Source organism: Streptomyces sp. TAA486, from assembly GCF_000426165.1.
In genome coordinates this window covers 751,923-775,707 of the sequence record NZ_AUEV01000001.1, presented here as the reverse complement: position 1 = coordinate 775,707, position 23,785 = coordinate 751,923, and the positions used below count along the sequence as shown (strand labels likewise).

20 protein-coding genes and 1 pseudogene are annotated in these 23,785 nt (G+C 69.4%); 16 read left to right on the top strand and 5 right to left on the bottom strand.

The features are described from left to right. Positions 1 to 244: 244 nt before the first annotated feature. Complete coding sequence (locus I004_RS31970; protein WP_486579714.1) at positions 245 to 943, bottom strand: MmyB family transcriptional regulator; 699 nt, start codon at positions 941 to 943, stop codon at positions 245 to 247. Positions 944 to 1,418: 475 nt separating this feature from the next. Between I004_RS31970 and I004_RS0103620 the strand changes: the two genes are divergently transcribed. From I004_RS0103620 to I004_RS0103565, 12 genes and pseudogenes are all read left to right on the top strand, one after another. Beyond that, positions 1,419 to 3,158 (top strand): hypothetical protein, encoded by a 1,740-nt coding sequence (locus tag I004_RS0103620; protein ID WP_158676988.1) that lies wholly within the window; start codon positions 1,419 to 1,421, stop codon positions 3,156 to 3,158. Positions 3,159 to 4,115: 957 nt separating this feature from the next. Then, a complete protein-coding gene (locus tag I004_RS0103615; protein ID WP_486579713.1) occupies positions 4,116 to 4,436 on the top strand; it encodes a transcriptional regulator in 321 nt (106 codons plus the stop codon). Further along, the gene (locus I004_RS38885) at positions 4,436 to 5,557 is read left to right on the top strand and encodes a hypothetical protein (RefSeq protein WP_051344647.1); all 1,122 of its coding nucleotides are present in this window, start codon (positions 4,436 to 4,438) and stop codon (positions 5,555 to 5,557) included. Before I004_RS0103615 ends, I004_RS38885 begins: the two co-directional genes overlap by 1 nt. Next, positions 5,554 to 6,312, top strand: coding sequence for an ATP-binding protein (locus tag I004_RS31960; protein WP_037974631.1), 759 nt, complete (start codon positions 5,554 to 5,556; stop codon positions 6,310 to 6,312). The genes I004_RS38885 and I004_RS31960 overlap by 4 nt, the downstream gene beginning before the upstream one ends. 97 nt (positions 6,313 to 6,409) lie before the next feature. After that, the gene (locus tag I004_RS0103600; protein WP_028434366.1) at positions 6,410 to 7,072 is read left to right on the top strand and encodes a WhiB family transcriptional regulator; all 663 of its coding nucleotides are present in this window, start codon (positions 6,410 to 6,412) and stop codon (positions 7,070 to 7,072) included. A 110-nt stretch (positions 7,073 to 7,182) separates the two neighbouring features. Next, positions 7,183 to 7,498 (top strand): annotated as a pseudogene (locus I004_RS31955) (DUF2637 domain-containing protein); the annotation flags it as partial. Positions 7,499 to 8,705: 1,207 nt separating this feature from the next. Then, on the top strand, positions 8,706 to 8,897 hold the full coding sequence (locus I004_RS0103590) for a hypothetical protein (protein WP_028434365.1): 192 nt from the start codon (positions 8,706 to 8,708) through the stop codon (positions 8,895 to 8,897). Between the two features lie 67 nt (positions 8,898 to 8,964). Next, positions 8,965 to 9,198 (top strand): hypothetical protein, encoded by a 234-nt coding sequence (locus tag I004_RS0103585; protein ID WP_037974629.1) that lies wholly within the window; start codon positions 8,965 to 8,967, stop codon positions 9,196 to 9,198. Next, positions 9,195 to 9,827 (top strand): hypothetical protein, encoded by a 633-nt coding sequence (locus I004_RS40095; protein WP_486579712.1) that lies wholly within the window; start codon positions 9,195 to 9,197, stop codon positions 9,825 to 9,827. The genes I004_RS0103585 and I004_RS40095 overlap by 4 nt, the downstream gene beginning before the upstream one ends. Beyond that, entirely contained in the window at positions 9,824 to 11,548 is a 1,725-nt protein-coding gene (locus tag I004_RS0103575; RefSeq protein WP_028434362.1) for a relaxase/mobilization nuclease domain-containing protein, read from the top strand. Before I004_RS40095 ends, I004_RS0103575 begins: the two co-directional genes overlap by 4 nt. Before the next feature lie 121 nt (positions 11,549 to 11,669). Beyond that, on the top strand, positions 11,670 to 12,071 hold the full coding sequence (locus tag I004_RS40090; protein ID WP_486579711.1) for a hypothetical protein: 402 nt from the start codon (positions 11,670 to 11,672) through the stop codon (positions 12,069 to 12,071). Positions 12,072 to 12,150: 79 nt separating this feature from the next. After that, positions 12,151 to 12,846: a hypothetical protein gene (locus I004_RS0103565; protein WP_028434360.1), complete on the top strand. Its 696-nt coding sequence runs from the start codon at positions 12,151 to 12,153 to the stop codon at positions 12,844 to 12,846. 251 nt (positions 12,847 to 13,097) lie between these two features. Here the strand turns inward: I004_RS0103565 and I004_RS0103560 are convergent, their stop codons facing one another. The 4 genes from I004_RS0103560 to I004_RS40085 all read right to left on the bottom strand — a co-directional run bounded on the left by I004_RS0103560 (position 13,098) and on the right by I004_RS40085 (position 16,822). Beyond that, complete coding sequence (locus I004_RS0103560) at positions 13,098 to 13,985, bottom strand: hypothetical protein (protein ID WP_028434359.1); 888 nt, start codon at positions 13,983 to 13,985, stop codon at positions 13,098 to 13,100. Positions 13,986 to 14,300: 315 nt separating this feature from the next. Next, positions 14,301 to 14,585, bottom strand: a complete 285-nt coding sequence (locus I004_RS0103555; protein ID WP_028434358.1) for a hypothetical protein — start codon at positions 14,583 to 14,585, stop codon at positions 14,301 to 14,303. A 191-nt stretch (positions 14,586 to 14,776) separates the two neighbouring features. Continuing rightward, positions 14,777 to 15,241 (bottom strand): hypothetical protein, encoded by a 465-nt coding sequence (locus tag I004_RS0103550; RefSeq protein WP_028434357.1) that lies wholly within the window; start codon positions 15,239 to 15,241, stop codon positions 14,777 to 14,779. Positions 15,242 to 15,262: 21 nt separating this feature from the next. After that, on the bottom strand, positions 15,263 to 16,822 hold the full coding sequence (locus I004_RS40085; protein ID WP_037974628.1) for a restriction endonuclease fold toxin-2 domain-containing protein: 1,560 nt from the start codon (positions 16,820 to 16,822) through the stop codon (positions 15,263 to 15,265). Positions 16,823 to 17,207: 385 nt separating this feature from the next. On the opposite strand from I004_RS40085, the gene I004_RS0103540 reads away from it, so the two are divergent. From I004_RS0103540 to I004_RS0103525, 4 genes are all read left to right on the top strand, one after another. Next, positions 17,208 to 18,017 (top strand): hypothetical protein, encoded by an 810-nt coding sequence (locus I004_RS0103540; RefSeq protein ID WP_028434356.1) that lies wholly within the window; start codon positions 17,208 to 17,210, stop codon positions 18,015 to 18,017. A gap of 262 nt (positions 18,018 to 18,279) precedes the next feature. After that, positions 18,280 to 18,966 (top strand): hypothetical protein, encoded by a 687-nt coding sequence (locus I004_RS0103535; protein ID WP_158676987.1) that lies wholly within the window; start codon positions 18,280 to 18,282, stop codon positions 18,964 to 18,966. Positions 18,967 to 18,971: 5 nt separating this feature from the next. Further along, positions 18,972 to 20,516, top strand: coding sequence for a Y-family DNA polymerase (locus I004_RS0103530; protein ID WP_078510763.1), 1,545 nt, complete (start codon positions 18,972 to 18,974; stop codon positions 20,514 to 20,516). After that, a complete protein-coding gene (locus I004_RS0103525; RefSeq protein ID WP_078510762.1) occupies positions 20,509 to 23,652 on the top strand; it encodes an error-prone DNA polymerase in 3,144 nt (1,047 codons plus the stop codon). Before I004_RS0103530 ends, I004_RS0103525 begins: the two co-directional genes overlap by 8 nt. Positions 23,653 to 23,785 lie beyond the last annotated feature (133 nt).

Here is a 23,785-nt window from a genome sequence, read left to right as displayed (position 1 = left end):
CCGAAGGCGGCCTGGCCAGGCATGTACATCACTGGTGAGCCGATCGATGATCGTGCCGTCCGCGCCGAACGTCCTCGCGACGGCTCCGCGTTTAACGCCGCGGGGTGTACGAGCTGATGCTGGTCCGCGGTCCCAGGCTGGCGGCTTCGATACTCAGCCGGCCGGAGGGCGCTTCCCGGCGGGTGGCCATGAGATGCGGCTGCCGGATGCCGCTGTCCCCAGACGAGCAGGGGTCCTCTTGTGGCTAGGGGTGAGGGGGCATCGGTGGTTCAGAAGCTGCGCGGAAGTCGACCAAGGTGATGCGGGCTCCGGGGCTGTCGATGGGCTCGGCGGAGGCCAGGCGTGCCCATCCGTGCCCGAGGGTCGCGTGGAGGAGCGGCAGTTCGTCGTCCGGCTGGATGAACGCCTGTGCGTCTCCTCGGTAGATGGGGCCGGCAACGGTGTCGGCGCGGACGTCCGCTTCGAGCTGTCGTAGCACTGGGTTGTGGGGGTGGGTCGCTCGGGCGGCGATCAGCTGTGTGATGAGCGCAGGGCACCAGCGGTCTTCCCAGTCCAGCAGTACCTTCTCGCGGGCTTCGTGGTCCAGCAGCATCCATCGCATCACGTTCGGCGGGACCTGCTTGCCGGGGAACATGCGCGTGAAGGCGTCGTTGGACTCCAGTACCTCCCAGGCAGCGTTGCTGAGGTAGGCCATCGTCTCCAGCTCGTGCACTGCGTGCAGCCAGAGCTGCGGGGCGGACAGCTCGGCGGGGTGCAGGGGCCAGGGCGGGCCGTGACCGGCTGCGGCAAGCCACATCTCGCGCCACTGATGCTCATTCAATTGCAGGATTTCCGCGACGCGTTGAAGGAATTCCGGGGTTGGTTTCGTTCCTCGGCCGCATTCCAGCTTGTTGTACGTCTGAGTGCTGCATCCAAGGGCCCGGGCTACCTGACTCTGTGTCAATCCAGATGCTTTCTTGCCGCGAGGGTCCCGGGATTTCTTCAGCCCGAGTTCGGCTGGGTCGATCCGTTCCCTCGCTGCGGTAAGCAGACGCTGCAGACGGCGGCGGCGAGCGTCAGACGGACTGGTCAACGGCTTGCACCTCTCCCAGACATGAACCGCATCAGGCGGATCCGGATGCAGTCACGGTCTTTCACGGAAAGGAGCTATTGAACCAAAACCTGGACTATAGAAAAACCCCCGGTGTGGCTGCACGATGGACAGTCGCGCCAGTCGACCACCGGGGGAGCAATTCATGCTGACAGTACGGGACCTGATTTCCGGAGGCGCGGCCATTTTGAAGCCGCTGGCGAGCGAACCGGCTTCGCTCTCGTCTGTTGTCAGCGATGTCGTGTTGATACCTCTCGATGAGGATGAGGGGACGCAGCAACAGCGTTCAGTTCACGGGGCGTTGGTGCTGCTGACCGGAGAACCCCTCGTGTCTGCCCTTGATGCTCGGCAGCGGGTGGATCGGCTGCTCGCACATCTGGCCGGCGCCGGGGCCGTCGGCATCGTGGCGGTCGGTGAGGCGTGCCAGCTGGCGCTGCTGACCGCGCGGGAGCGCCTGCCGCTCTTCGTGTCTCACCGCGCTTGTTCGGGTCTGGAGCTGCAGGGTGAGCTGTTGCGGGCGCAGTTGCGGGCCGAGCGGTCGAGTCATGAGCGCACCGAGTCGCTCCTGAAACTCGCCTCTCGTCTCGACCGGCAGGGGGAGGGGCCGGAGGAGGTGCTGCGTCTGGTGCGGGATGAGACGGGCGCTAGCGTGCGGATCATCGATGTTGATGCGGACGAGGAGAGCGCGGGTGGGCAACCGATTCCCGGCCGCCTGCTCAAGCGCGTCGCGAGCGGCAAAGCTGATGTGGCGTCAGATGACTCCGGTGGGCATCTGTTGCTGCATGCGCTGGGCGGCGGAATTCCGCGGCCTGTGATGGCCGCCGTCAGTGCTACCGCCTGGAGGCCCGATCAGCGGGCGTTCGTGGCCACCGCTGCCCTGCATGTCAGCCTGCTGCGACAGCCGCTGGCCCAACGAGCCCAGCAGCAGCGCCTGGCGGAGTCGGCAAGCGCGATCCGTGAAGCCGCTCTGCTGGCTCTTCTGCGAGGCACTCTCGCACAGGCCCGGCTCGCTCTGAAGGGGCTGGGGCTCACCCTGCTCGACCATCCCTGGATGCAGTTCGGAGTGCTGCGCTGCCCCAGCGGTGATGACCGCGTGCAGCTGCGCGAGGAGTGCGCCCGTCTCCTGGGCAGCAGCGCTCTGGTGGCGCCGTGCCCGGCGGAGCCGGACGATCTGGTCATCCTGCGGGGACTGCACAGCGATGAGGAGGACACAGGAACCGCGCAGCTCCTCCTTCCGCTGGTGACCGCGCGCGCCGGCAGGGTGCTGGGACTGAGCCAGCCTCAGCCCTGGGAGCGCACCGCGCACGTCTACAATTCCGCGGTCAACGCCCTGTCACAGACGACAGCGCAGGGCCCCGTTGCCACTGATGGCGGTGCTCCCTGCATCTCTCAGCAGCTCCCGGTCTGGGCATCCCGCTGGGCGACAGCTGCCCTGCAGTCCAAACTGGGGCCCCTGGAAGCAGACGATCGGGAGTCGCTTCTGGAGATCTCCTACCGGGCGCTGACGATCGGCACGAAGCAGACCGCGAGGCTGCTGGACCCCCAGGAGCGGGAGAGCGATCCGCTGCATCGCAACACCGTTTCCGGCCGGCTCACGCGCCTTGCCAGCCTGCTCGGGCTGGGCTCCTCGCGGCGGGACCGGGCGCTGCTGCACTTTCTCCTCGACGTGGCCTCCCACGCGCCGCAGTCCGGGACAAGCAACGAGGGCCCCCAGAACCCGACGTTGGCCGATGTCCTGGCCACGGCCGAGGCCCGGGACGCCGCGCACCAGGTCATCGCGCCGTTGGAGACGCAGCAGAACGCGTACCTGCTTCAGACCCTCATCGCCCGGGCCACCAGCGACAGTGTCGATGAGGCCGCCTCCGCTCTGGGCATCACCCGCCGGGCGCTGTTGAAGAGGCTGAGGATCATCGGCACGACCATCGGCCGGCAGATGTCCGGCCCGCCGTGGGGCTGGCTCCATGAAGTGATCGTCGCGCTGGTCATCGCTGGCCACGTCAGCCAGGACCTGCTGATCGACCCCGGGCTGACTGCCGCACCGGCCAGCCGGCACAACCCCGCTGCCTGAGAACAGGCCCGCCCCGCCGAGTTCCACGGTGGCCAAGGGGACCACCACGACGCCGTACTCAAGCGCGCCCGCGGGGTCCCCGCGGGCGGTACTCCCCCAGAGCCGCCTGTTGCGACACGGGGCCTTGCCCTGACGAATTGCGTCAAGACTGCCCCCGTCCCGTGCTCGGACCGCGCCGGAGCGTCGGAGACCCATGGACATCGCCGCAGCGGAGTTGGGCAGGTCCGGTCGTTGTGCACGTGGGAACCACGGCAGGTCACATGGGAACCGAAATCAGCGGTGATTGTGCACGTGGGAACCGGTGATTGTGCACGTGGGAACCGAATCAGGGGCGAAAGTGCACGTGGGAACCGGTGATTGTGCACGTGGGAACTCGCCAACTCGCCTGCACTGTGCATAGCCTCATTGGCATGCCCAACTCCCCGCAGCGCAACGGCGCCCGCACAGCGGCGCCGCTGCATCGCCGCTTACCCGCGAGCACTGCACGGAGCCGGCAGCGCCAGCCCTCGGCGCAGTAGGCCCGAAGTCCGCGTAACGCGCTGCAGGCCACGAACCACCCAGCGCCGGAGCCTGCGTTGCGCCGGACGGGACGCAGGAAGGATGCCTGTCCCAGGAGTTGGGACCGCTGCGACCAGGAGTCAGCTCCACGAGAGCTATCTATGGATCGTTCGGCGGTGGTGTGCGTATGTTGCTGGTCGCCCGCCAGGCACTCGAAGTTCGGCGGTCGAAGACGAGGAGACGTGGATGCCCCTACGGGACGGTCACCGCCACAGCCGACCGACAGCCCGGGCTTTAGCCCGCTGAACGCCGACGGCGCCTGAGAGCAGCAACTCTCAGGCGCCGGACGGCAATGACACCCCGCGCCCCAGCAAGGGCGTGGAGATCACCTACCAACACCGCCCCGGTCCCTTTCCCTGGGACCAACCGGAGCGGCGCTACTTCAAAGGAGAGTGTCGCATGTCGCTTGCCCTGCGCAAAAGGCCCGAAGTCGCGGCCTGCGCGGCAGCCCCTGCCTCTCGCGCCGAGGCCATGGCCCGGCAACTCGCCCAGATGCTTCCGCACGTCGCACGGGTCCGGGTGCGCCTTCAGGATCCGCGCACACCCTGGCCGCACCTGGAACTCACGGCCACCGACGAGCACGGCGAGAAGGTGCGGGTGACCCGCACCCAGGCGCTGAGCGCCGCCCGCTGGGTCATCCGCACCCACCCCGGCGCCGGGTGGCAGCAGCCGCACACCTTCGATCTGCGCACCGCGCTCCTGGACGGAGGTGACGCCTGATGGCGCGCATCCGCACCGTGAAGCCGGAGATGTTCGAGAGCGAGGACCTCGCCTCGGTCGACGTCACCGCCGAGCGCACCTTCGTCGGCTCCCTCACCCTCGCCGACGACAAGGGACGCGTCCGCGACCATCCCGCGATCCTCGCCGGACGGCTGTGGGCGCTGCGCCCCCAGCACACACCCGCCCACGTCGCCCGCGACCTGGAGCAGCTCGCGGAGGCGGGGCTGATCTGCCGCTACACCGGCTGCAACGGCCACGCCTACTTCCACATCATCACCTGGGAGCGGCACCAGAAGATCGACCGGCCCAGCTCCTCGCGCCTGCCGCGGTGCCCGCACCACCAGGCCCAGCAGGAATGCGGGGGTTGCCAGGGCGAACACTGCCCGCAGCACGCCTCCTTCCCCCCCCCCACCTCCGCACCGGCTGCGGCTGCGGGCACCACTCCGGCTCCCGCTCTGCCTCCGGCTCCGGCTCCGGCTCCGGCTCCGGCCTGCGAACCGGATTCGGTGAATCCTCGTCGAGGGCTCGATCGGGCGGATTCGTCCGAATTGGTGCCCGCGGGTTGGCGAGCCGCAGAGGCCAAGACGGACTCCTGGGAGCCTCCGGCCCCTCCCAGGACCAACTCCTCCCCACCGGAGGGTGAATGCGCAGGTCAACCGGAATTCGGGGAGGGCTCGACGAGTCCTCGGGGAGGGCTCGACGAGGGCTCGGCGCCTGAACCTAGGATCTTGGATCCTGGATCATTCCTTACGGGGCGCGAGGCGCCCGCGCCGCCGACCGTCCCTGGATCGGTCTCGGCGAAGGATCTGGTCGGCGAGTACGTCGCCGCCTGCCTCCACCGTCCGCCGAAGGACACCCTCGGGCATCTGGGGCGCAAGGTCCGCATCCTCCTGGAGGAGGGCTTCGAACCGGGGCCGATCCGCACGGCGTTGGAGCGGCTGCGGACCAAGGGCCTGCATCCGAGTGTCCTGCCCAGCGTGGTCAACGAGGTCCTCAACGCCGAACCGATGGCTGCCTTCGGCGCCTCCGGCGGGGGCCCATGGGCCAGCAACGGGTCCGGGTACACGCCGTACTTCAACCCGACGACGCCTGAACCGACGACGTTCGGAGGCGGCCGATGACACCCGTGCTCGAGAGCCCTCGACCCGCGGTCTCCGATCGGCTCCGCACCCGCCTGGAGGCCGCGCTGGCCGCGCGGGGGATCGACCCGGCCCAGCCACGGGTGGCGGAGACGCATGAGCCGCACCCCGCGCTGGAGGCGGCGCAGCGCCGCATCCCGCACGCCTACCGTGACGCGGTCGCCGACCATCCCGGTGTCGCCGCCTGGGTTGAGGAGATCGTCGACGGCTCGGCGGCGCCGAACTCCGAGGGGCTGAACCCCAATTGGGGCGGCCGGGGACGCCGGGAGATCACCCACGGTCCCTCGCTTTTGCTGTGGGGCGGCACGGGCACCGGCAAGACCCACCAGGCCTACGGTGCGATTCGTGCCCTGACCGCCGCCGGATGCGGGGTGCGCTGGAATGCCACCACCGCCGCCGACCTCTACGGCGAACTGCGGCCCGGGCAGGGCGCGGACCCGGAGCTGGTGCTGCGCCGCATCACGCGGGTGCCGCTGCTGCTGCTGGACGACCTTGGTGCAGCCAAGTGCAGCGAGTGGACCGAGGAGATCACCTTCCGCCTTCTCAACTGGCGCTGCCAGAACCGGCTTCCCACGCTGATCACCAGCAACCTTCCCCCGGTCCGCACCACCGGCACCGACCCGAAGCAGCCCGTCCTGCGCGACCGCATCGGGGACCGGATCCTCTCCCGCCTCTCCGGCATGTGCCAGCCCCTCGAATTCGACGGCCCCGACCGCCGCTTCGCCGCCACCGGCTGACCGCCGCTCGACTTTCTCGCGGCGTGCGCTGACGCCGCGCACCACGCCCCTCACGCCGGCACCGCCCTGCCCGGCCAGAGGAACGGAGACCAACGCCTTGCACTACATCACCACCAACGACGCCCCACCGACCGGCCTGCGCGGTATCGCCGACCACAGCTGGCACGACCGTGCCCTGTGCTCCGGCATGGACCCCGCCGAAGCCGAAGAGCTCTTCTTCCCCCGCCCCCGCGACCTGTGCGCCATCAAGGAAGCGAAGCAGATATGCAACCGCTGCCCCGTGCGCCAGGCCTGCTTCAACGCGGCCCTGGACACCGAGAGCAAGGAGGGCATCTGGGCCGGGCTGACCGAAGACGAACGCACACCGTGGCACGAGAAGGTCGCCCACCGGATCGACTACGCCCGCATCCGCGCCGTCCTCCACGGCCGCGACGTCCATCTCAGCAAGGACGAACGCGCCACCGTCGCCCGCCACGCCTACACCTGCGGCTGGAGGCCCGAACGCCTCGCGGCTCTGCTGCGCGTGGACTACAGCTGGGCCCGCGACCTGCTCCGGACCGCGCGGCACGAAGTCGCCGACCGCGACCGCTACTTCACCGAGCACCCCGACACTAAGAAAAGCACCGACACCACCAACGGCGACCCGGCCAAGAAGAAAACGACGCAGACGGAGACAGACGAAGACGAAGAAACGCGCCCGCCACTGCACCACCAGCAACACACCCAAAAGCTCCTCGACGAACTCGAGGAGGCCGCGTGAACAACCCCGACACGGCGCTCGCCGTCGCCCCCATCGGGCCCTGGGACAGGCTGGCCATCGTGCTCCTGGGCGCAGCCGGCTGCGCCCTGAGCTACGACGCGCTGCAGCAGATGGCCGTCGCCATCCACATCCGCGGCCTGCTGACCTACCTCTTCCCACTGGTCATCGACGGCTTCATCGCCTACGGCGTCCGCGCCCTGCTCGTGCTCTCCACCGCACCCCTGCGCGCCAGGCTGTATGTGTGGACGCTGTTCGGCACCGCCACCGCCGCCAGCATCTGGGCCAACGCCCTGCACGCGGTCCGCCTCAACCAGCAGACCAACGCCGGCGGTCTGCGCCTGGGCGACACGGTCGTCGCGGTCCTGTCCACCCTCGCGCCGCTCGCCCTTGCTGGAGCGGTCCACCTCTACATCCTCATCACCCGCCACCACCCCGCGGACCGGACCCGAACCAGCCGCGCCGCCCGCCGCCGGACCACTCAGCACACCGACCAGACCCGGCAGACGGAGTTGGCGCAGACCGAGTCCACGGCGGACCGTGCCCGGACTGGTCCGCACGAGGCCCACACCGCCGGTCCCGTCCAGCGGACCGAACCCGACCTCACCCACAGTCCGCCGGACCGCAGCGGACCGTCCCCCGCACAAGACGGTCCGGGGACCAGCACCTCCCCGGACCGGACCGCGGATGCCGGACCGGACCACCGGACCGAACCCGACCTCACCAACGGTCCGGCGGACCGTGACGGAACCTCCGCGGACCAACAGCCACCCGCACAGGACCGTCCGCGGACCAACACCTCCCCGGACCGGACCGCCAATGCCGGACTGGACCACCGGACCGGACCGCCGCAATGGCCAACCAAAGCGAACGGGGACCAACCTGCCGGGAGTTCCGGTCACCAGCAGCGTCCTGCTGCGGACCGTTCGCGAACCAGCATCACCGCAGGCCACACGGCAGACCATCCGCATACCCCAGACCGGACCGCCGCACCACACGAATCCGGACCGTCCCCGGACCGGACCACCTCCGGACCGTTCGCGGACCGGACCGCGGATGCCGGACCGTCTCCAGACCGGACCGCCGCACCACACGAATCCGGACCGTCCCCGGACCGGACCACCTCCGGACCGTTCGCGGACCGGACCGCGGATGCCGGACCGTCTCCGGACCGGACCGCCGCACCACACCAGACCGGACCGTCCCCGGACCGGACCACCTCCGGACCGTCTGCGGACCGGACCGAACCCGACCTCACCAACGGTCCGGCGGACCGTGACGGAACCTCCGCGGACCAACAGCCACCCGCACAAGACGGCCCGCGGACCAACACCTCCCCGGACCGGACCGTCACACCGTACGAGACCGGACCGTCTCCGGACCGGGATGAGGAAGAGGCGGACGAAGACGCGGACCAAGCCCAGCAGTCGGGCGGTGAACCGGTCTCCCTGGAAGACCTGATTCCGGTCGCACGGCAGGCGGCTCTGACCGAGGGACGCATGACCCGCAAAGCGCTGCGCCCTCACCTGCGCAGTAACGGCATCCCGCTGAGCAACGAGCGGTTCACCGCACTCCAGCAACGCCTCTACCGGGACCCGGCCCTGGCACACCTGCCCCAGCCGCGGAGGAGGACCAAGTGAGGACCTGCAAGCAATTCGCGCGCATCAAAGCCGGTTTCGAGCAGGACATCACCTTCCTGCTCAACCACGCCGAGCGGCACCAGGGCGAGACCTCGGCCAAGGTCAGCCACACCAGCGCCCTCGGCGCCCGCCAGCGCATGGCCCAAGCCCTCAACCGGCACCTGACCCACTGCCGCGAATGCGGCTGACAACAACAAAGCCCCAGGCCACGGGACCTAGCGACCCACCAGCCCTTCCCCGCAACGGAGTTCACCCATGACCCAAACCAATGCGCATCGGCACGTGGCGACCGAGGCCGAAGCCGGCGCCTGGGCGGACGTCCTGGTCCGCTACGGACTCCTCCACGCGGCCCTTCGTGCTCCGAACGGCCAGTGGCTTATCCAGCACCAGCCCGAAGCCCCGGTCTGTGTGCTGGACGGACCGAGCGCCGTGATCGAACTCGCCGCCCAACTCCAGCACCGCGCACGACAGGAGACCCGCAGCCTATGACGAACCCGAGCAACACCCCGGACCGCGACGAGCAGGAGTCGAAGACCAACTCGATCTCGACGCGAGCAAGTTGGGCCGGAAGCGTAGCTTCCGGCGAACCCGCCCCGGGGGTGGCGGGAGCGGGCCTGCGCCAGGGGGCACAGGTCCGGCAGGCTGCGGCCGAGGGCGGTCCGCAGCCTGAGGGAGGGGATGTGCTCGCGTGCTGCGACAGCAGCCGCACACGCGCCGACACGCGCGCTCGTCAGCGCCCGCGCCAGCCCCGACAGACGAAGCGTCTACATCAGCCCAACACGCGTTTCAATGACGACGAGTTCGCGCTCGTCACGTCCGCCGCCGCTGAGTGTGAGTTGTCCGTTGCCGGGTTCCTCGCCCGCTCCGCCCTGGCCGCGGCCCGTGACCTTCAGCGCACCGCCGCCGAGATCGCCGACGAACGCGACGTCATCACTGCACTGTTCGAGAGCAGGCGGCGCCTGGGCTGGGCAGGCAGCAACCTCAACCAGGCCATGAAAGCCGTCAACTCCGGCTCCGAGGCACCCCAGCTCCCTCAGGCCATCGACGCCGTCAAGGCCGCTGCCGACCGCGTCCACGAGGCCGCCAGCGCCCTGCTCCGGCAGCAGAACTCGCCGTGATCCCGAAAGTGCACAAGGCCGGAGGGCGCACCCTCGGGCTGCTGTCCTACCTCTACGGTCCCGGCAAGTATGAGGAGCACACCGATCCGCATCTGGTGGCCTCCTTCGATGGCATGTCGCCCGACCCCGGCCGGGATCCGGACGCCACCCTCAAGGACCTGCAGTCCCTTCTCGACCAGCCCGTCCAGGCTCTGCCCGCACACCGCAGACCTGGCAAGCACGTGTGGCACTGCTCCGTGCGCGCCGCCCCCGGCGACCGCCTCCTGAGCGACGAGGAGTGGGCGGACATCGCCCGCCGGGTTGTGTCGGCCGCCGGCATCGACCCGGGTGAGGGGGCGAGCGGCTGCCGCTGGGCCGCCGTACGCCACGCGGACGACCACATCCACCTCGTCGCCACGACGGTGAAAGAGGACGGAGGCCGTCCCGATGACTACCGCTCCGGCAAGCGTGCCCACGCCGCATGCCGCCTGCTGGAGAAGGAACTGGGTCTCACCCTCGTCAACGCCGGCGACGGCACAGCCGCCCAGCGGCCCACCAGCGCCGAGAAACACAAAGCCCAGCGTCGCCAGCGGGAAATCACGCCGCGTGAGGAGCTGCGTGAAGCGGTCCGCCGTGCGGTGGCCGGCGCGAGTGACGAGGAGGAGTTCTTCGCCCGGCTCGCCTCGGCCGGTCTCCTCATCCGCCGACGGACCGCCCCCTCAGGTGACCTCCTCGGCTACACCGTCGCGCTGCCCGGGGACTCCAACAAGGCGGGCAAGCCCGTCTTCTACTCCGGCTCCAAGCTCGCACCCGACCTGTCCCTGCCCCGCATCCGCGAACGCTTCACCAGCAACCACAACGCCGGCTCCGCCGGTGAGGAGACCGGGGGGCGGGCCGCGGGCCCTCGGGTGAGCCGAGCGGCAGCGGCCCGACGTGGCGCGACGCAGGCCGCCTGGTCGGCGGTGCTGGTCATCGACCAGGGCGACGACGGGGCCATAGCCGCGCAGATCGCGGCCGGCGGTGAAGTCCTCGACGCCCTCGCCAAGACTTCCGCCGCCCACACCAGACGCGAACTGCGTGAAGCGGCATGGGCGTTCGAGCGTGCCTCCCGCTCCCACATCCGGGCCGTACGCGGCCACGACCGTGCCCTGCGCCAGGCCGCACGCGACCTCGTCCACAGCGGCCCGGCCCTCGGCCGTGGCGAGGACGGCGCCACCACCGCGATGGTCATCGACATGCTCTTCTTCCTCACCATCGCCGCCGCGAACTGGCACAGCCGACACCACCACGCCCAACAAGCAGCCGCGGCCCACCAGGCCGCGGCACATCTGCGCGCCGCCTACCAACAGGCCGCCGGGCACCCCATGGGCACGCTCCACCGCCGGGGCCGCCAACTCCCGCAAGGGCAAGAGCGAAAGCAGGCCGCAGTTGTGCGGGAAGCGGTGCCGGAACTGGCCGAGCGGGTGCTGGCCGAGCCCGGCTGGCACGCACTCGCGGCCACCCTCGCTGACGCCGAAGCCGCCGGCCACGACCCCGCCACCTTCCTGAGCAAGGCAGCAGCACGGCGGGAGTTGGACACGGCAGAGTCGGTCAGCGACGTCCTGGTCTGGCGACTGCGCCGGGCAGCCGACCTGCCCGCCGACACCACCGCCATGCCCCCAGCAGGCAGTGCCGGGCCGTCGCGCACGCGTGCGTCCACGCAGGTCACAGCGCAGCAGGAAGGACGGCGCCGGGGCCGGTGAGGTTCAGGAAACTTTGTCTAGAAACTGTCGCGGTGTCGCGAGATGATCTGGGTGGCCTGCAGGACGAACGAGAGGGGACCGCATGTTCCGACGCGTACGCGTGCGCCGGGAGAGGGAACGAATGTTGGATGAGCAGATGCAAAGGGCGCTCCTGATGCACGAGCGCTACGCCGGTTCGATCTCCTCCCCCAGGAGCGAGCCGGCACCCACCCAAGCGCCTTCCGTAGAGGAGGAGTTCCTCCCCGAGGAGCTGCGGGCGCCCATCCGCGAGGAGCTGACCGGGCTGATGATGCGCCACGATGAGCCGCTCGTCATCCACGGCGAGGTCCGCGAGTGCCCGCAGTGCGGTGCCTACCGGAACTGGGTGGTGTTCATCATGGGTGAGCACGTCTGGCTGCGCTGCCCGGGCGGGCATGATACGCATGAACCGAGGCTGGATGCCGCCTGGTACAACCGCAACAGCGGCCCACTCACCGGCGTCCACGCCAGCGTCGAGGACGGCCTCAAGGCCCTCGGCCTCTGACCCCCATCCCTTCAACCCCCACGGCCGGACTTCCGGCCGGTCTGTCAGCACTTACCGCGACGACCCTGGGGGTTCCACCATGCCCAAACGCGCCACCACCAACGCCGTGCTCAGCGCCGCCGTCATCTCCCTGCTCACCGTGACGGGCTGCTCCCACAGCAGCCCCAACACCCCGGAAGACAAGGCGACGTCCGCTTCGGACTCCGCGCAGGAGGCAGAGCCGGCCGCGCCGCTCTCCTCCGGCCAGCTCGAGAAGCAGTTGCTGGACACCAGCGACCTGGGCGAGGGATACACGCTCAAGCCCGAACGTCCCGCCGGCCACGACGACATGACCGTGGTCGGATGCCCGGCGCTTGAGAAGCTGGGCGGTGACGCCGCAGCCAGCGGCACCCTGGACTTCCAGCACCGCGCGAAGGCCGCCTTCTCCTACGCAGGTGGGGCGGACTCGGAAGTGACCGAGGAGCTCTACAGCGACACCGAGACCAAACTCTCGCAAGGCACCAGGCGGATCTTCGAGGCGATGGGCTCCTGCCCGACCTACCAGGTCACCGACGGCAGCACACCCATCGAGGTCACCACGCAGAAGACACCCGTGACCAAGAAGGGCGAGGAGCGGTGGGGCCAGCTCCTCACCCTCACCGTGGCCGGGCGCAGCAGCATCATCAAGCAAGCGGCCGTACGGAACGGCAGCATCCTCGTGGTCGTCTCCGGCTCCCCTGGCCTGGTCGACACCCACCTGAACAAGGCACTCCACAAGGCAGGCGCCCGCAGCTGAGTCCCCCGCCATGGTGCGGTCGGGAATGCGTTGTGGCTGCGTCCTGCCGGAAGCAGCCACAACGCGACGCCGATTGCGCCGCATTCAGCGCATCGGCCCTTGGCACAGCGGGCGAAGGCCGAACGCATCCACCTCTGCTTGGACAAACGCGCCTCTGTTGCAGAGTTGAACGCCGCGTCGTCACGTTCTCGCAGCGCTGGAGCTGCCATCAGCGGTTTGACGGTGGTCGCACCGGTTTCGTGGGAGGACCGTCACGAGCCGGGGAAGATGCTCAGGAACTCGCGGACACGGCCCCAGCCGGCAGCCAGAACGGCGGCGATAGCGGCACCGCCCACGAGGAACCAGCCGACAAGCTCCTCACGTACTCCTAGCTCAGGCAAGAGCGGGTCCAAGACAAACGCGGCAATCATGGCAGCGGCCAGGCCACGCACGATAGCCACCGACTCGCGGAACGCCTGACGTCGCAGCGACACCGCCGTGAGGCCGCGGAGCTTCTTCGCGGGGAGAAGGTCAAGGACTCTGGCGGCGGCGTGCCGCTCCCCGATTTTCGCAAGCGTCGCCGCCAGTGAATCCAAAGCCGCGTCATCGGGCCTTTGATGGAGCCTTTCCTGTGCTCGGTGCAATGCGGCGATGACCAGGGCTGCGTGCTGGCGGGCGACAGTACGATTCGGATCGCTCCGTTTCATGCCGCCCCGCCACCGGTGGGAGCGCCAGATGCTCCACTCGACGGCCCGGCACAGGCTGCCCACGCGTCGTACCTGATCCAGCCGTTCGATCTCCGGTACGGCCTTCGCCTCCGCGCACCGCACGATCGCTGCCCCCGTGCGCTGCGTCAGCCAATACTTGCGAATGGCTCCCCCGCGCAAGGTGCGCAACATGACCCAGAGAGCGGTCCCGAACAGGCCGAGCTGCGCCAACCCGGCGAAGAGCGGGTTCCGTCCCGCCGCAGTCTCGTCAGGAGCCTTGCCCCACTGCTGGTGGACATAGGCTGCCGCCCGTTCCAAGCTGTCGAGGCCGTAGTGGCGTGCCAAGCCCAAGGCCACCAATGACAGAACCGGCACGGCAATGACCATGATCACCATACTTGCCAGGGGCGCGACGATCCCCCGGGTCATCAAGTGCCCCGAGGTGAAGCTCACTTCGCGCTGCGCATGCTGGGTGCACGGGAAGTCCTCACGACGGATACCGAGCCTTTCGAAGGCCTGCCACAGATTCCGTGTCTCCTTTTGGAACCTGCGTTCATCAGCGCCTGTTCGCCAAGTGCGGAAACGGCCTCTGCCTCTGCTGATCACACGGCGCGTCCCGATGCGGATTCCCGCCCACGGACGATGCCAGGCCGCCAGCACGGGTGTCGGGGATGCCGCGTTGTGTACTCACGTTGTCGTCATGGCCGCGATGATGCAGCACACCTCGGACAACCGGCCCCGGAGCAAATCGCGCACGCCGGGGCGGGGCTACCTCGAAGCGGGTTCGGTGCGTGCCGCACTCTTCAGAGCCTGGGAAGCGATGTAGTAGTCGTGCTTTTCGGGGAGCCCGCTGGCGAAGAGAGCTTCGCGGACGGCGAGAGTTGCCTCGCTCGCCTCCTTGCGGAAGCGGACGGCCTCGGCACGTTGCTCGTCGGTGAGGTCCAGACCCCGCACACCGGGAGCGTGTGCGGCCAGCGCATCAAACGCATCGTTGGCCGCCCGCTGCAACGCGATCAGATCGGCGTGTCTTTCAGGGTCGATCACGTTGGCCATGCGGCAAGGCTACGCCGCCGAGGCGGTGACGCGTCTCGGCGGCAGGGGCTCGCCGGGAGATGCGTCGGATGAACGGTGTGCGAGTTGACCGGCGCGAGGCGACCGAACATCCTCGTGTGCGCCGCGGCGTCGCCTTCCACCGCCCCCGCCATGGCCGCGAGCAGTCCGCAGGTGCCGAGCACGCAATGTAGTTATTCCAGTTGCTGTTCTTCGTGGTCGAGGATCTGGCGGAGCCGTTCGGTGAGGAGGCCCTGAAGCTCCTGTACCTCGACCCGGGGAAGCTCGATGGACGGGAACTCCCACTCCACACCTTCGGTCATGTTGACGTACATGGCGGCCTGCGACGGAAGTGCCGTCGACTGAAGCCAGTGTGCGAACTCCGCAGCTTCGGCACAGGTGCAGTCCTCGACGGCGACTCCGTTGGGCTCCACGCCTGCCATTCCCTCGGCCTTGTTGTCGGCGGAGGTGGTGAAGACGAACGACAGGGTGTCGCCAGGTGAGACCGGGCTGCTCCATTGCTCGGTGGCCGCATCAGCCTCTCGGCCGCGCAGGGCCTCTGTGAACGCCTCGAACGTCAAGGACCAATCCTGTGGCCGGTCTGCCCGGGGGCTGAACATGAACATGGTCGGGAAGTTGTCGACGTCCTCGGTGGTCACTGCGTTGCTCCCTCAAGAGATCTACGGGGCGTGGCGGCCGTAGCCGTTGACTCCGTGGGCCACGAGCAGGGCATTCCAGTAGGGAACCGCTTCGGGGTCATTCGTGGCTACCTCCACTCCACGGAGCCGCCCTGCGTTGGCCGGGTATTCGATGGCGGACTTGTACTTGAACAGCTCCTTCTCATCCTTCTTGTGCAGCACCTTCTCCTGGAAGTTGTCCGGGTTCTCCAGGTCGTCGAGGTTGCGGTAGGTGCAGCCGGGCTTCTTGACGTACTTGGCCTCCACCGCCATGCCGTCGGTGTGCCTCAGACCGTCCACCATGAGGGTGCCCAGGGCCGACTTCCGCGGATCGATGGGAACCTCCTTCTCCGGGTAGCCGGCGGTACGCCGCTGGTAGTCCCGTTCGGCTTTCGTGCCGCCAGAGAAGCCGCCGTCCCGGAGGCCGCCGGCCCACCGGTCGAAGCTGTGCCGCTGCGCGAGGTTCAGGGCAGGGAACCGGGGGTCGGGTGGCGAGGGCGGCGGCATCGCCGGCGTGTACAGCTTGGGGTCCGGATTCGTGTACCCGGCGGGGATCACGATGGGCACCCGACCCAGCGGGAGCGGCAGCAGCGGCGGAAGGGACGGGCCGTCCGGAACCCACCACTTGCCGCCCTGCTTCGGGGCGGGGACGGGCACACGCTTCTGGGATGAGTCCAAGGAATGTCCCAGACCGGCCAGGCTGAGGATCTTGCCGTCGCCCGCTATCGCGTCGTGGAGTCCGCCGTCTTCGCCGTTGCCGCCGAAAACGGTGCTGTCGAAGACCGATTCCCCGCCGCCGTCGAAGGCGTCGGAGACGGTGTCCTTCCAGGACCGCTTGCTTGCTGTCTCGATGTGGTCGGCGTAGTTCTCGCATGCGCCGGCGATCTGATGGCATGCCGTGGGCAGATTCGCCAGGAGCGTGTCCTGGTCTGAGACATGGCTGGGCGGGTTTCCGTGGCCGACGAACTTCTTGAAGAAGTTGGCGATGGCGTCAGCGGTATCCCCTTCACCGTGCCTGGTGGCACGTCGCCAGCAGTCCTGGGCGTCGAAGAAGATCTGCAGGGTGATTCTGTGCGCCTTGCGCCAGGTGGCCGCGACGTCGCGGAGCTTCTCCGGGGAGCCGCGGAAGCGGTCGCCCACGAGGTATTGGGACACGGCGCTGGTCTCACCGATGATGTCAGGCAGATCGTTGCCGCGTCCGCGTGGGGCGGGAGCACAGTCCGGTGAGCTTCCTCCGGGCGAAGGCGCGGCTCCCGATTCGCCGATGCTTCCCAGCATGTCGGCGGCGACCTTGCTCTCGGTGGCCATGTACTCGTTGGCGTTCTGTAAGAGCGCGGTGCTGCCGGCCCCCACGATGTGGGTGGCCTCGCCCATCTGATTGACCGTTGTCCGGGCCGCTGCCCGATACATGTTGGCGAAGGACCGGCCGGCATCGTCATCCCCCGCCATGCCGGCCTGATCCCCGAGCTCATGGGCAAGTGCGTTGACCGCTTCGACCAACCACTCGTTCAAACTGTGCATCCCCCACGATGAGTTGATCAGATCCACCGCATGCACCCGCATACCTTCGTCCCCTCCCTAGGCGCGAGGCAACATTGTCTCGCGCAACGATCAAGACAGAGCACCGGGGCAAACAACTGCCAGGCGCCAAGGGTTCCGATACCGGCGAGCGCCGCTCCGGACCGTGCAATTGCCGTCGCGGATGCCGCAGTTCGGCTCGCGACGGGAACATCCCGCGCCCTGCGATGCCGCACCAAACCCGCCGACATGCGAGGCGATCAAGGACGCGCCACCGCACAAGGTCTGCTAGGAGCAGGCCATGGCCTGAGGTTCAGCACCACCGGCTCACAGGCCAGTCTCCGCTTCGGCTGGCTCCTCGTGCCCGGGGCCCGACGGGCCCATGTTGCCTGTGGTGTATGGGTGTTGGGCGTAGGGCACAATTGCGCGCATGCGGGGGCTGGGCGTGTGGGTGGGTGGGTCGACTGCGCTGGCGTGCGCGGTGATGGCGGTGGTGCTGTACCTGTCCGACTTGGAGACCCTGTCGCTGCTGGCCGGCGCAGGCTCCTTCCTCACCGCGGTGCCCTCCCTCGTGCTTGCTGTCGCGCTCGCCCGTACACCCGAACCGCCGGCCCCGGCACAGAGGCAGCAAGCCGATCCCGTAGGCACCGATGGGCCTGCAGTCTTCGAGCTGAGCACCTTCGCCATCCGGCTCAGCAACCGGGTATCCGCCGCGCTTCAAGGAGTAGCGCTGGGCGCAGGGATCAATTTCATCATTTTGGCCGCATGGACTCTCACGGGTGACTTGGAGCTGCGGCTGACCGAGATCGAAGAGGGACTGCCTGACTCAGCAATCGGGCCATCTCTCTTCCTGATCTTCTTTCCCGTTATGTTCTTTTTCACCGGGAACGCTTTCATCGCTGTAGAGCGGAATGCGCTCGTTGTCGACAGCGACAGCCTTGCCGTTGTCGACCAGCGGCGCGTCCGCATGAAGGACGGGTCTTTCTCCTTGACCTGGGAAGCGCTGGAGAGCGTCCGCTTGGCCACTGACCCGGGCGGCGGCGCACACCTGCTGCTCGTCACCTTCAACGACCCAGGCAACGGCACGGACTTCGCCAAGAAGCATGCACTCACCGAGTCCGAGGGCGGCTACGTCGTCTGCCGTCTGCTGTTGGGGACGGCCATCGCGGAACGCACCGCCCTCCTCCCGCTCCTTCGGAGGGCCTTGGCCCGCTACGGCGGGCCGAAGTTCCAGGACTGAGTGGCCACCGACCGACTGTGGCCGGAGCACGCGGCAGAAACCTCCCCACCCGACCGCCGGCACACCTCTGAGGCACGGTGGGCCCGGCTGGCCGAGCCGCTCGTCACACTCCTCCCCGTGCCCGGTCGAGGGCTGGTGGCCCGACTCCTCAGGGCAGGCGCCGAGTTGAGGCTGCCACCAGCGCGTTCGTTCACGATCGTGGCCGACGTGAAGAGGTGCACCGCCTTGCATTAAATAGGTCTCATGTTCGATTCTTTGTTCTGTGAGAGCACCACAGGTCAGCAACAGGTCGTCGATGCGGCAGGAGGCTTCCGGGTTCCGGGGCGCTGCCGCATTCGGCTCATTGCTGCCCCGTGGCTGTCTGCGAGCTGGCACCACCGTCAGTGCGGGCGGGGACATGCCGCTGCTGCTGGCGCTGGCCGCCGAAGCCGCCGCCGAGGCAGGAGCGTGGGCCGTGGTCGGCTTGCCTCAGCTGGGCGTGCTGGCGGCGCAGTCCATGGGCCTGGATGTGGGCGTGGGCATGTTCGTTGACCGCCCTGGCCGGCGCTGGCCGGAGGTGGTGGCCACGCTCGCCGAGGCTGTTCCGGTGCTGCTGCTCGGCGAATGCGGTCCTGCCACCGGCCGCACGGCACAACGTCTCGGTGCCGTGCTGCGTCGTACCGGCACGGTCCTGCTGACTGCCGGGGAGTGGGAAGGCTCCGGAGTACGCCTGAGGGTGACGCAGGCGCGTTGGGAGGGCGTGGGAGTTGGGCATGGGCTGCTGCGTGCCCGACGGGTAGAGGTGACGGCGTCCGGCCGCGGGTCGGCCGGCGGCGCCCCCCGGACCGCTCAGTTGTGGCTGCCGGGCCCGGACGGGCGCGCGTCGCTCCTCACCGACGCCGATGCCTCCTCCCCGGCACTCGGTGAGGCCACGTCGTCACAGCGCGGTCCGCTGCATGTGGTGCGGTGAGAGCGGTGGACGACCGTGTCGCGTGCGCGTGGCTGCCGGATTGGCCGGTCGTGGCCGATGGCACCAATCCCGGCGGTGTGCGGCCGACGGCGGTGGTTGCCGGGGGGAAGGTGGTGGCCTGCTCCGCGGCTGCCCGTGCGTTGGGGGTACGCCGCGGGATGCGGTTGCGGCAGGCCACGAGCCACGTGCCTGAGTTGGTGGTGGTCGCCCGTGATGTGGAGGGCGAGACCAGGTTCTTCGAGCCGGTGCTGCAGCGCCTGGAAGCGGAGGTGGCGCCGCGGTGGGAGGTGATCCGGCCTGGGCTGGTGGTGCTTCCGGCAGGCGGTCCATCCCGGTACTTCGGCGGTGAAGGGGCCTTGGCCGAGCGTGTCGTGGCGACTGTCACCGCTGCGGGCCATATCGCGCGGGTGGGGGCGGCGGGCACTGTCTTCGCCGCCGCGCTCGCCGCACGCCGCGGTGTCTTGGTGCCTGCGGGCAAGACGCGCGAGTTTCTGGCTCCGTATCCAGTCGGTGTCCTGGGCCGTGCGCACCTGGCGGGGCTGCTGGTCCGGCTGGGTGTGGAGACCGTGGGGGGCCTCGCTGGGATGCCGAGCGAGCGCGTGCTTGCACGGTTCGGCGCCGACGGAGCAGCAGCGCAACGCACGGCACGCGGTCTGGAGGCGAGAGGGCTGAGTACCCGGGCGCCGAGCGAGGACCTCACTGCATCGTGTGTGTTCGAGCCTGCCGAAGCGCGGGTGGAGCCGGTGGCGTTCGCCGCGAAGCAGCTCGCCCTGGGTGTGCACGAGCGGCTGGCCGCCGCCGGTGCGGTGTGCGCGCGGATCGAGGTTGCGGGCGAACTCGTCGGCGGCAGAAGGCTGTCGCGGCTGTGGAGGCACGAGGGCAGGTTGTCGGAGCTGGCTGTCGCTGAACGCGTCCGCTGGCAACTGAATGCCTGGCACGAGACCGGAGCTCTTGCCCCGCAAGACGACGGGAGCGATGGTGCCGCGGGATTCTTGCGGCTGGCGTTGCGCCCGGAGGCGTTGAGCGCGGCGACCGGACGGCAGGAGCCGTTGTTCGGCGGGAGGTCGGCGAGCGCCGAGATGGAGGTCGCGGCCGGGCGGCTGCAGGCGATGCTCGGGCACGGCGCGGTGACGCGTGTGGAGCTTGGCGGTGGTCGTGGTCCGGCCGAGCGCGCCATGCGCGTCGCCTTCGGCGACCTGCCGACCGGAGGCGGCCTCCCGAGCGGTCCGTGGCCAGGCCGTCTGCCCGCTCCGCACCCGGCCTGGGTGCCTGCCCAGCCGCAGAGCGCCCGACTGCAAGATGCGGCTGGCGAGTTGGTGGGCGTCTCCGCCCGCCTGGAACTGTCCGCTCCACCGGCCCGGCTCACCGTCCACGGGAGCCCGGCTGCTGAGGTGGCGGGTTGGGCCGGGCCGTGGCCGGCCCTGGAGCAGTGGTGGGACGCCGGTAAGTCCCGCCGCCTGGTGCGCATGCAAGTGGTCACCGTGGCCGGTCCGGCCTGGCTGCTGGTCCTGGAGCAGGGGCAGTGGTGGGCGGAGGCCTGTTATGGCTGAACACGGGACGGGTCGGCTGTTGCGCCTGCCCATCCAGGAGCGAAGACCCGCCGGGTGGGCGGAGCTGCACGTCCATTCCTCCTTCTCCTTCCTTCAAGGCGCATCCGACGCGGACGCATTGGCCGCGCAGGCAGCCGAGTTGGGCATCGAGGTCCTGGCGATCACCGACCGGGACGGCCTCTACGCCGCACGCCGGATGGCCGCCGCCGCCCGCGAACACAAGCTCGATACGGTCTACGGCGTCGAGCTGAGCCTGCCCTCCCCGTACGGGCCGGTAGTGGTCCTCGCCCGCGACCTGGCCGGCTTCCAGCAGCTCGCCGCGGCCCTCTCCGCCGCGCAGCTGGCCGGATCCAAGAGCGCCCCGGCCTACGACCTGCAGCAGCTGGCTACGGCCGCCCGAAGCGGCCAGTGGGCCGTGCTGGCCGGCTGCCCCTCCCCGGCCGAGACTCCCGAAAGGACCGCTGCTGAGGTGGGTGATGTGAGCGCGGCCGTACGGCGGTTGGAGCAGCTGTCTGATCTGGTCGGCCGAGATGCCCTGCACGTGGAGCTGGTCGACCACGCCCTGCCCACCGACTCCACGCGCAACGACGCCCTGTACGCCGCCGCCGGCCGGCTCGGCCTGCCCGTCGTCGCCTCCAACGCCGTGCACTACGCCACCCCCGCCCAGGCCCGCCTGGCCCAGGCCCTGGCCGCGCTGCGCCGCCGCGAAGACCTCGACCATGCAGCAGGACACGTTCCACCTGCCCCCACGGCGCATCTGCGCTCCCCCGGCGAGATGGCCCACCGACTGGCCCGCTACCCCGAGGTACTGGAGAACACCCTGCAGCTGGGCCGCAGTTGCGTGGTCGACCTCACCGACCTGAGACCGCAACTGCCCGGCTTCCCCGTCCCTGCCGGGCACACCGAGACCAGCTTCCTGCGCCACCTGGCGACCCGGGCCGCCGTACACACCTACGGCCCCCGCGAGACCTCGGCAGCGCAGGTGGCGTGGCGACAGCTGGACCGCGAACTCGACGTCGTCGAACAGCTGGAGATGGCCGGCTACTTCCTCATCGTCCACGACATCGTGCAGTACGCCACCGGCACCGGCATCTGGTGCCAGGGCCGCGGCTCGGCCGCCAACTCCGTCATCTGCTACGTGCTCGGCATCACCGCCGTCGACCCGATCAAACACAAGCTGCTCTTCGAACGATTCCTGTCCGTGGAGCGCGCCGAAGCCCCGGACATAGACATCGACTTCGAGAACGCCCGCCGCGAGGAAGTCATCCAGTACGTCTACCGCCGCTGGGGCCGCACCCACGCAGCGCAGGTCGCCAACGTCATCACCTACCGTCCCCGCCTCGCCGTACGCGACGCCGCCCGCGCGCTGGGCTATGCGACCGGCCACATCGACGAGATGACCCGGCACATCCAGCACCACGAACCCCCGGGCGACGACGCCGGCATCCCGGCCGACGTGGTCGAGATCGCGGCCCAACTGGACGGTCTGCCCCGGCACATGGGCGTGCACGTCGGCGGCATGGTCCTCACCCGCCAGCCCATCGGGGAGATCATGCCCGTCGAGTGGGCCACCGCCGAGGGACGCAGCGTCCTCCAGGGCGACAAGGACGACGTCGAGGAAGCCGGCCTGGTCAAGATCGACCTGCTCGGCCTGGGCATGCTCTCCGCCCTGCACACCGCCTGCGACCTCATCGCCCAACACCACGGCCGCACCTTGGACCTGACGTCGATTCCGCCCGACGACCCGGGCGTGTACGCCATGATCTCCAAGGCGGACACCGTGGGCCTCTTCCAGGTCGAATCCCGCGCCCAGATGTCCACCCTCCCCCGCCTGCGGCCCGAGACATTCCAAGACCTGGTCGTGGCGGTCTCACTGATCCGGCCCGGGCCGATCCAGGGCGGCTCCGTCCACCCGTACCTGCGCCGTCGCGCCGGGCACGAGAAGGTCACCTACCCCCACCCCCTCGCCCAGCCCGCCCTCGAGCGCACCCTCGGCGTGCCGCTCTACCAGGAGCAGATGATGCGGCTGGCCATGGACTGCGCCGGCTTCGGCCCCGGCGAGGCCGACCAGCTGCGCAAGGCCCTGGCCGCCAAGCACGCCCCCGAACGCGTCGCGAATCTACGCCGGCGGCTGATGGACGGCATGGCCGGCCGCGGTATCCCCTCTGAGCCGGCAGAGGAGCTTTACACGATGATCCAGGCCTTCTCCGGCTACGGCTTCCCCGAGAGCCACTCCCAGTCCCTGGCGCACATCGTCTACGCCTCGGCCTGGATCAAGCTGCACTACCCGGCCGCCTACATCGCCGGCATCCTGGCCAACCAACCCATGGGCTTCTACAGCCCGTTGACACTGATCGGCGACGCCCGCCGCCGCGGCATCACCGTCCGCGGCATCGACGTCACCCGCTCCGGCCCCCACGCCGGCCTCGAACCCGACGAAGCCTCCACCGGCGGCCGGGCCATCCGGCTCGGCCTGACCGGGATCCGCGGCCTGTCGCCCGAGACCGCGCACGAAATCGCGGACGGCCGCCCGTATACCGGACTGGAGGACTTCGCCCGCCGCACCCGCCTGCCGGCCAGGCTGCTGGAGAACCTCGCCACCGCCGGCGCCTTCACCTGCTTCGGCGTCAGCCGCCGTGAGGCCCTGTGGGCCGCCGGCGCACTCGCCACCGCCGACGAAACCCTGCTGCCCGGCACCACCGCAGCCCCCGAGCCACCCGCGCTGCCTGCCATGACGGTGATCGAGGAGACCTTCGCCGACCTGTGGGCGACCGGCGCCAGCCCCGACAGCCACCCCGTCCAGCACCTCCGGCCCCATCTGGACGCTGGCGGAGTGCTCCCCGCCGCCGCCGTACGCAACGAGCCTGACGAGACCATGGTCGTCGTCGGCGGTCTCGTCACCCACCGCCAGCGCCCGCCCACCGCCAAGGGCACCTGCTTCCTCAACATCGAAGACGAGACCGGAATGGTCAACGTCATCGTCCCCCCACCGGTCTGGGACGCCCACATGAAAATGGCCGTCGATCACGCCGCACTCCTCATCCACGGCCGCATCGAACGCGCCCGGGGCGCCCTCAACCTCATCGCCCGCCGCCTCGAACCCCTCACCGTCACCACACCCACACACCGCCGATAGCCCCGCGCCTGCCGTACGCAGACGCACGGCCCTGTTGCGCAACACTGCCCAATGAGTGCTACCACATGATGCACTTTCATCGATGCACAGCGAGATGCTGCTACTGTTGTAAAAGGAAGCAGCACTCGGGAAG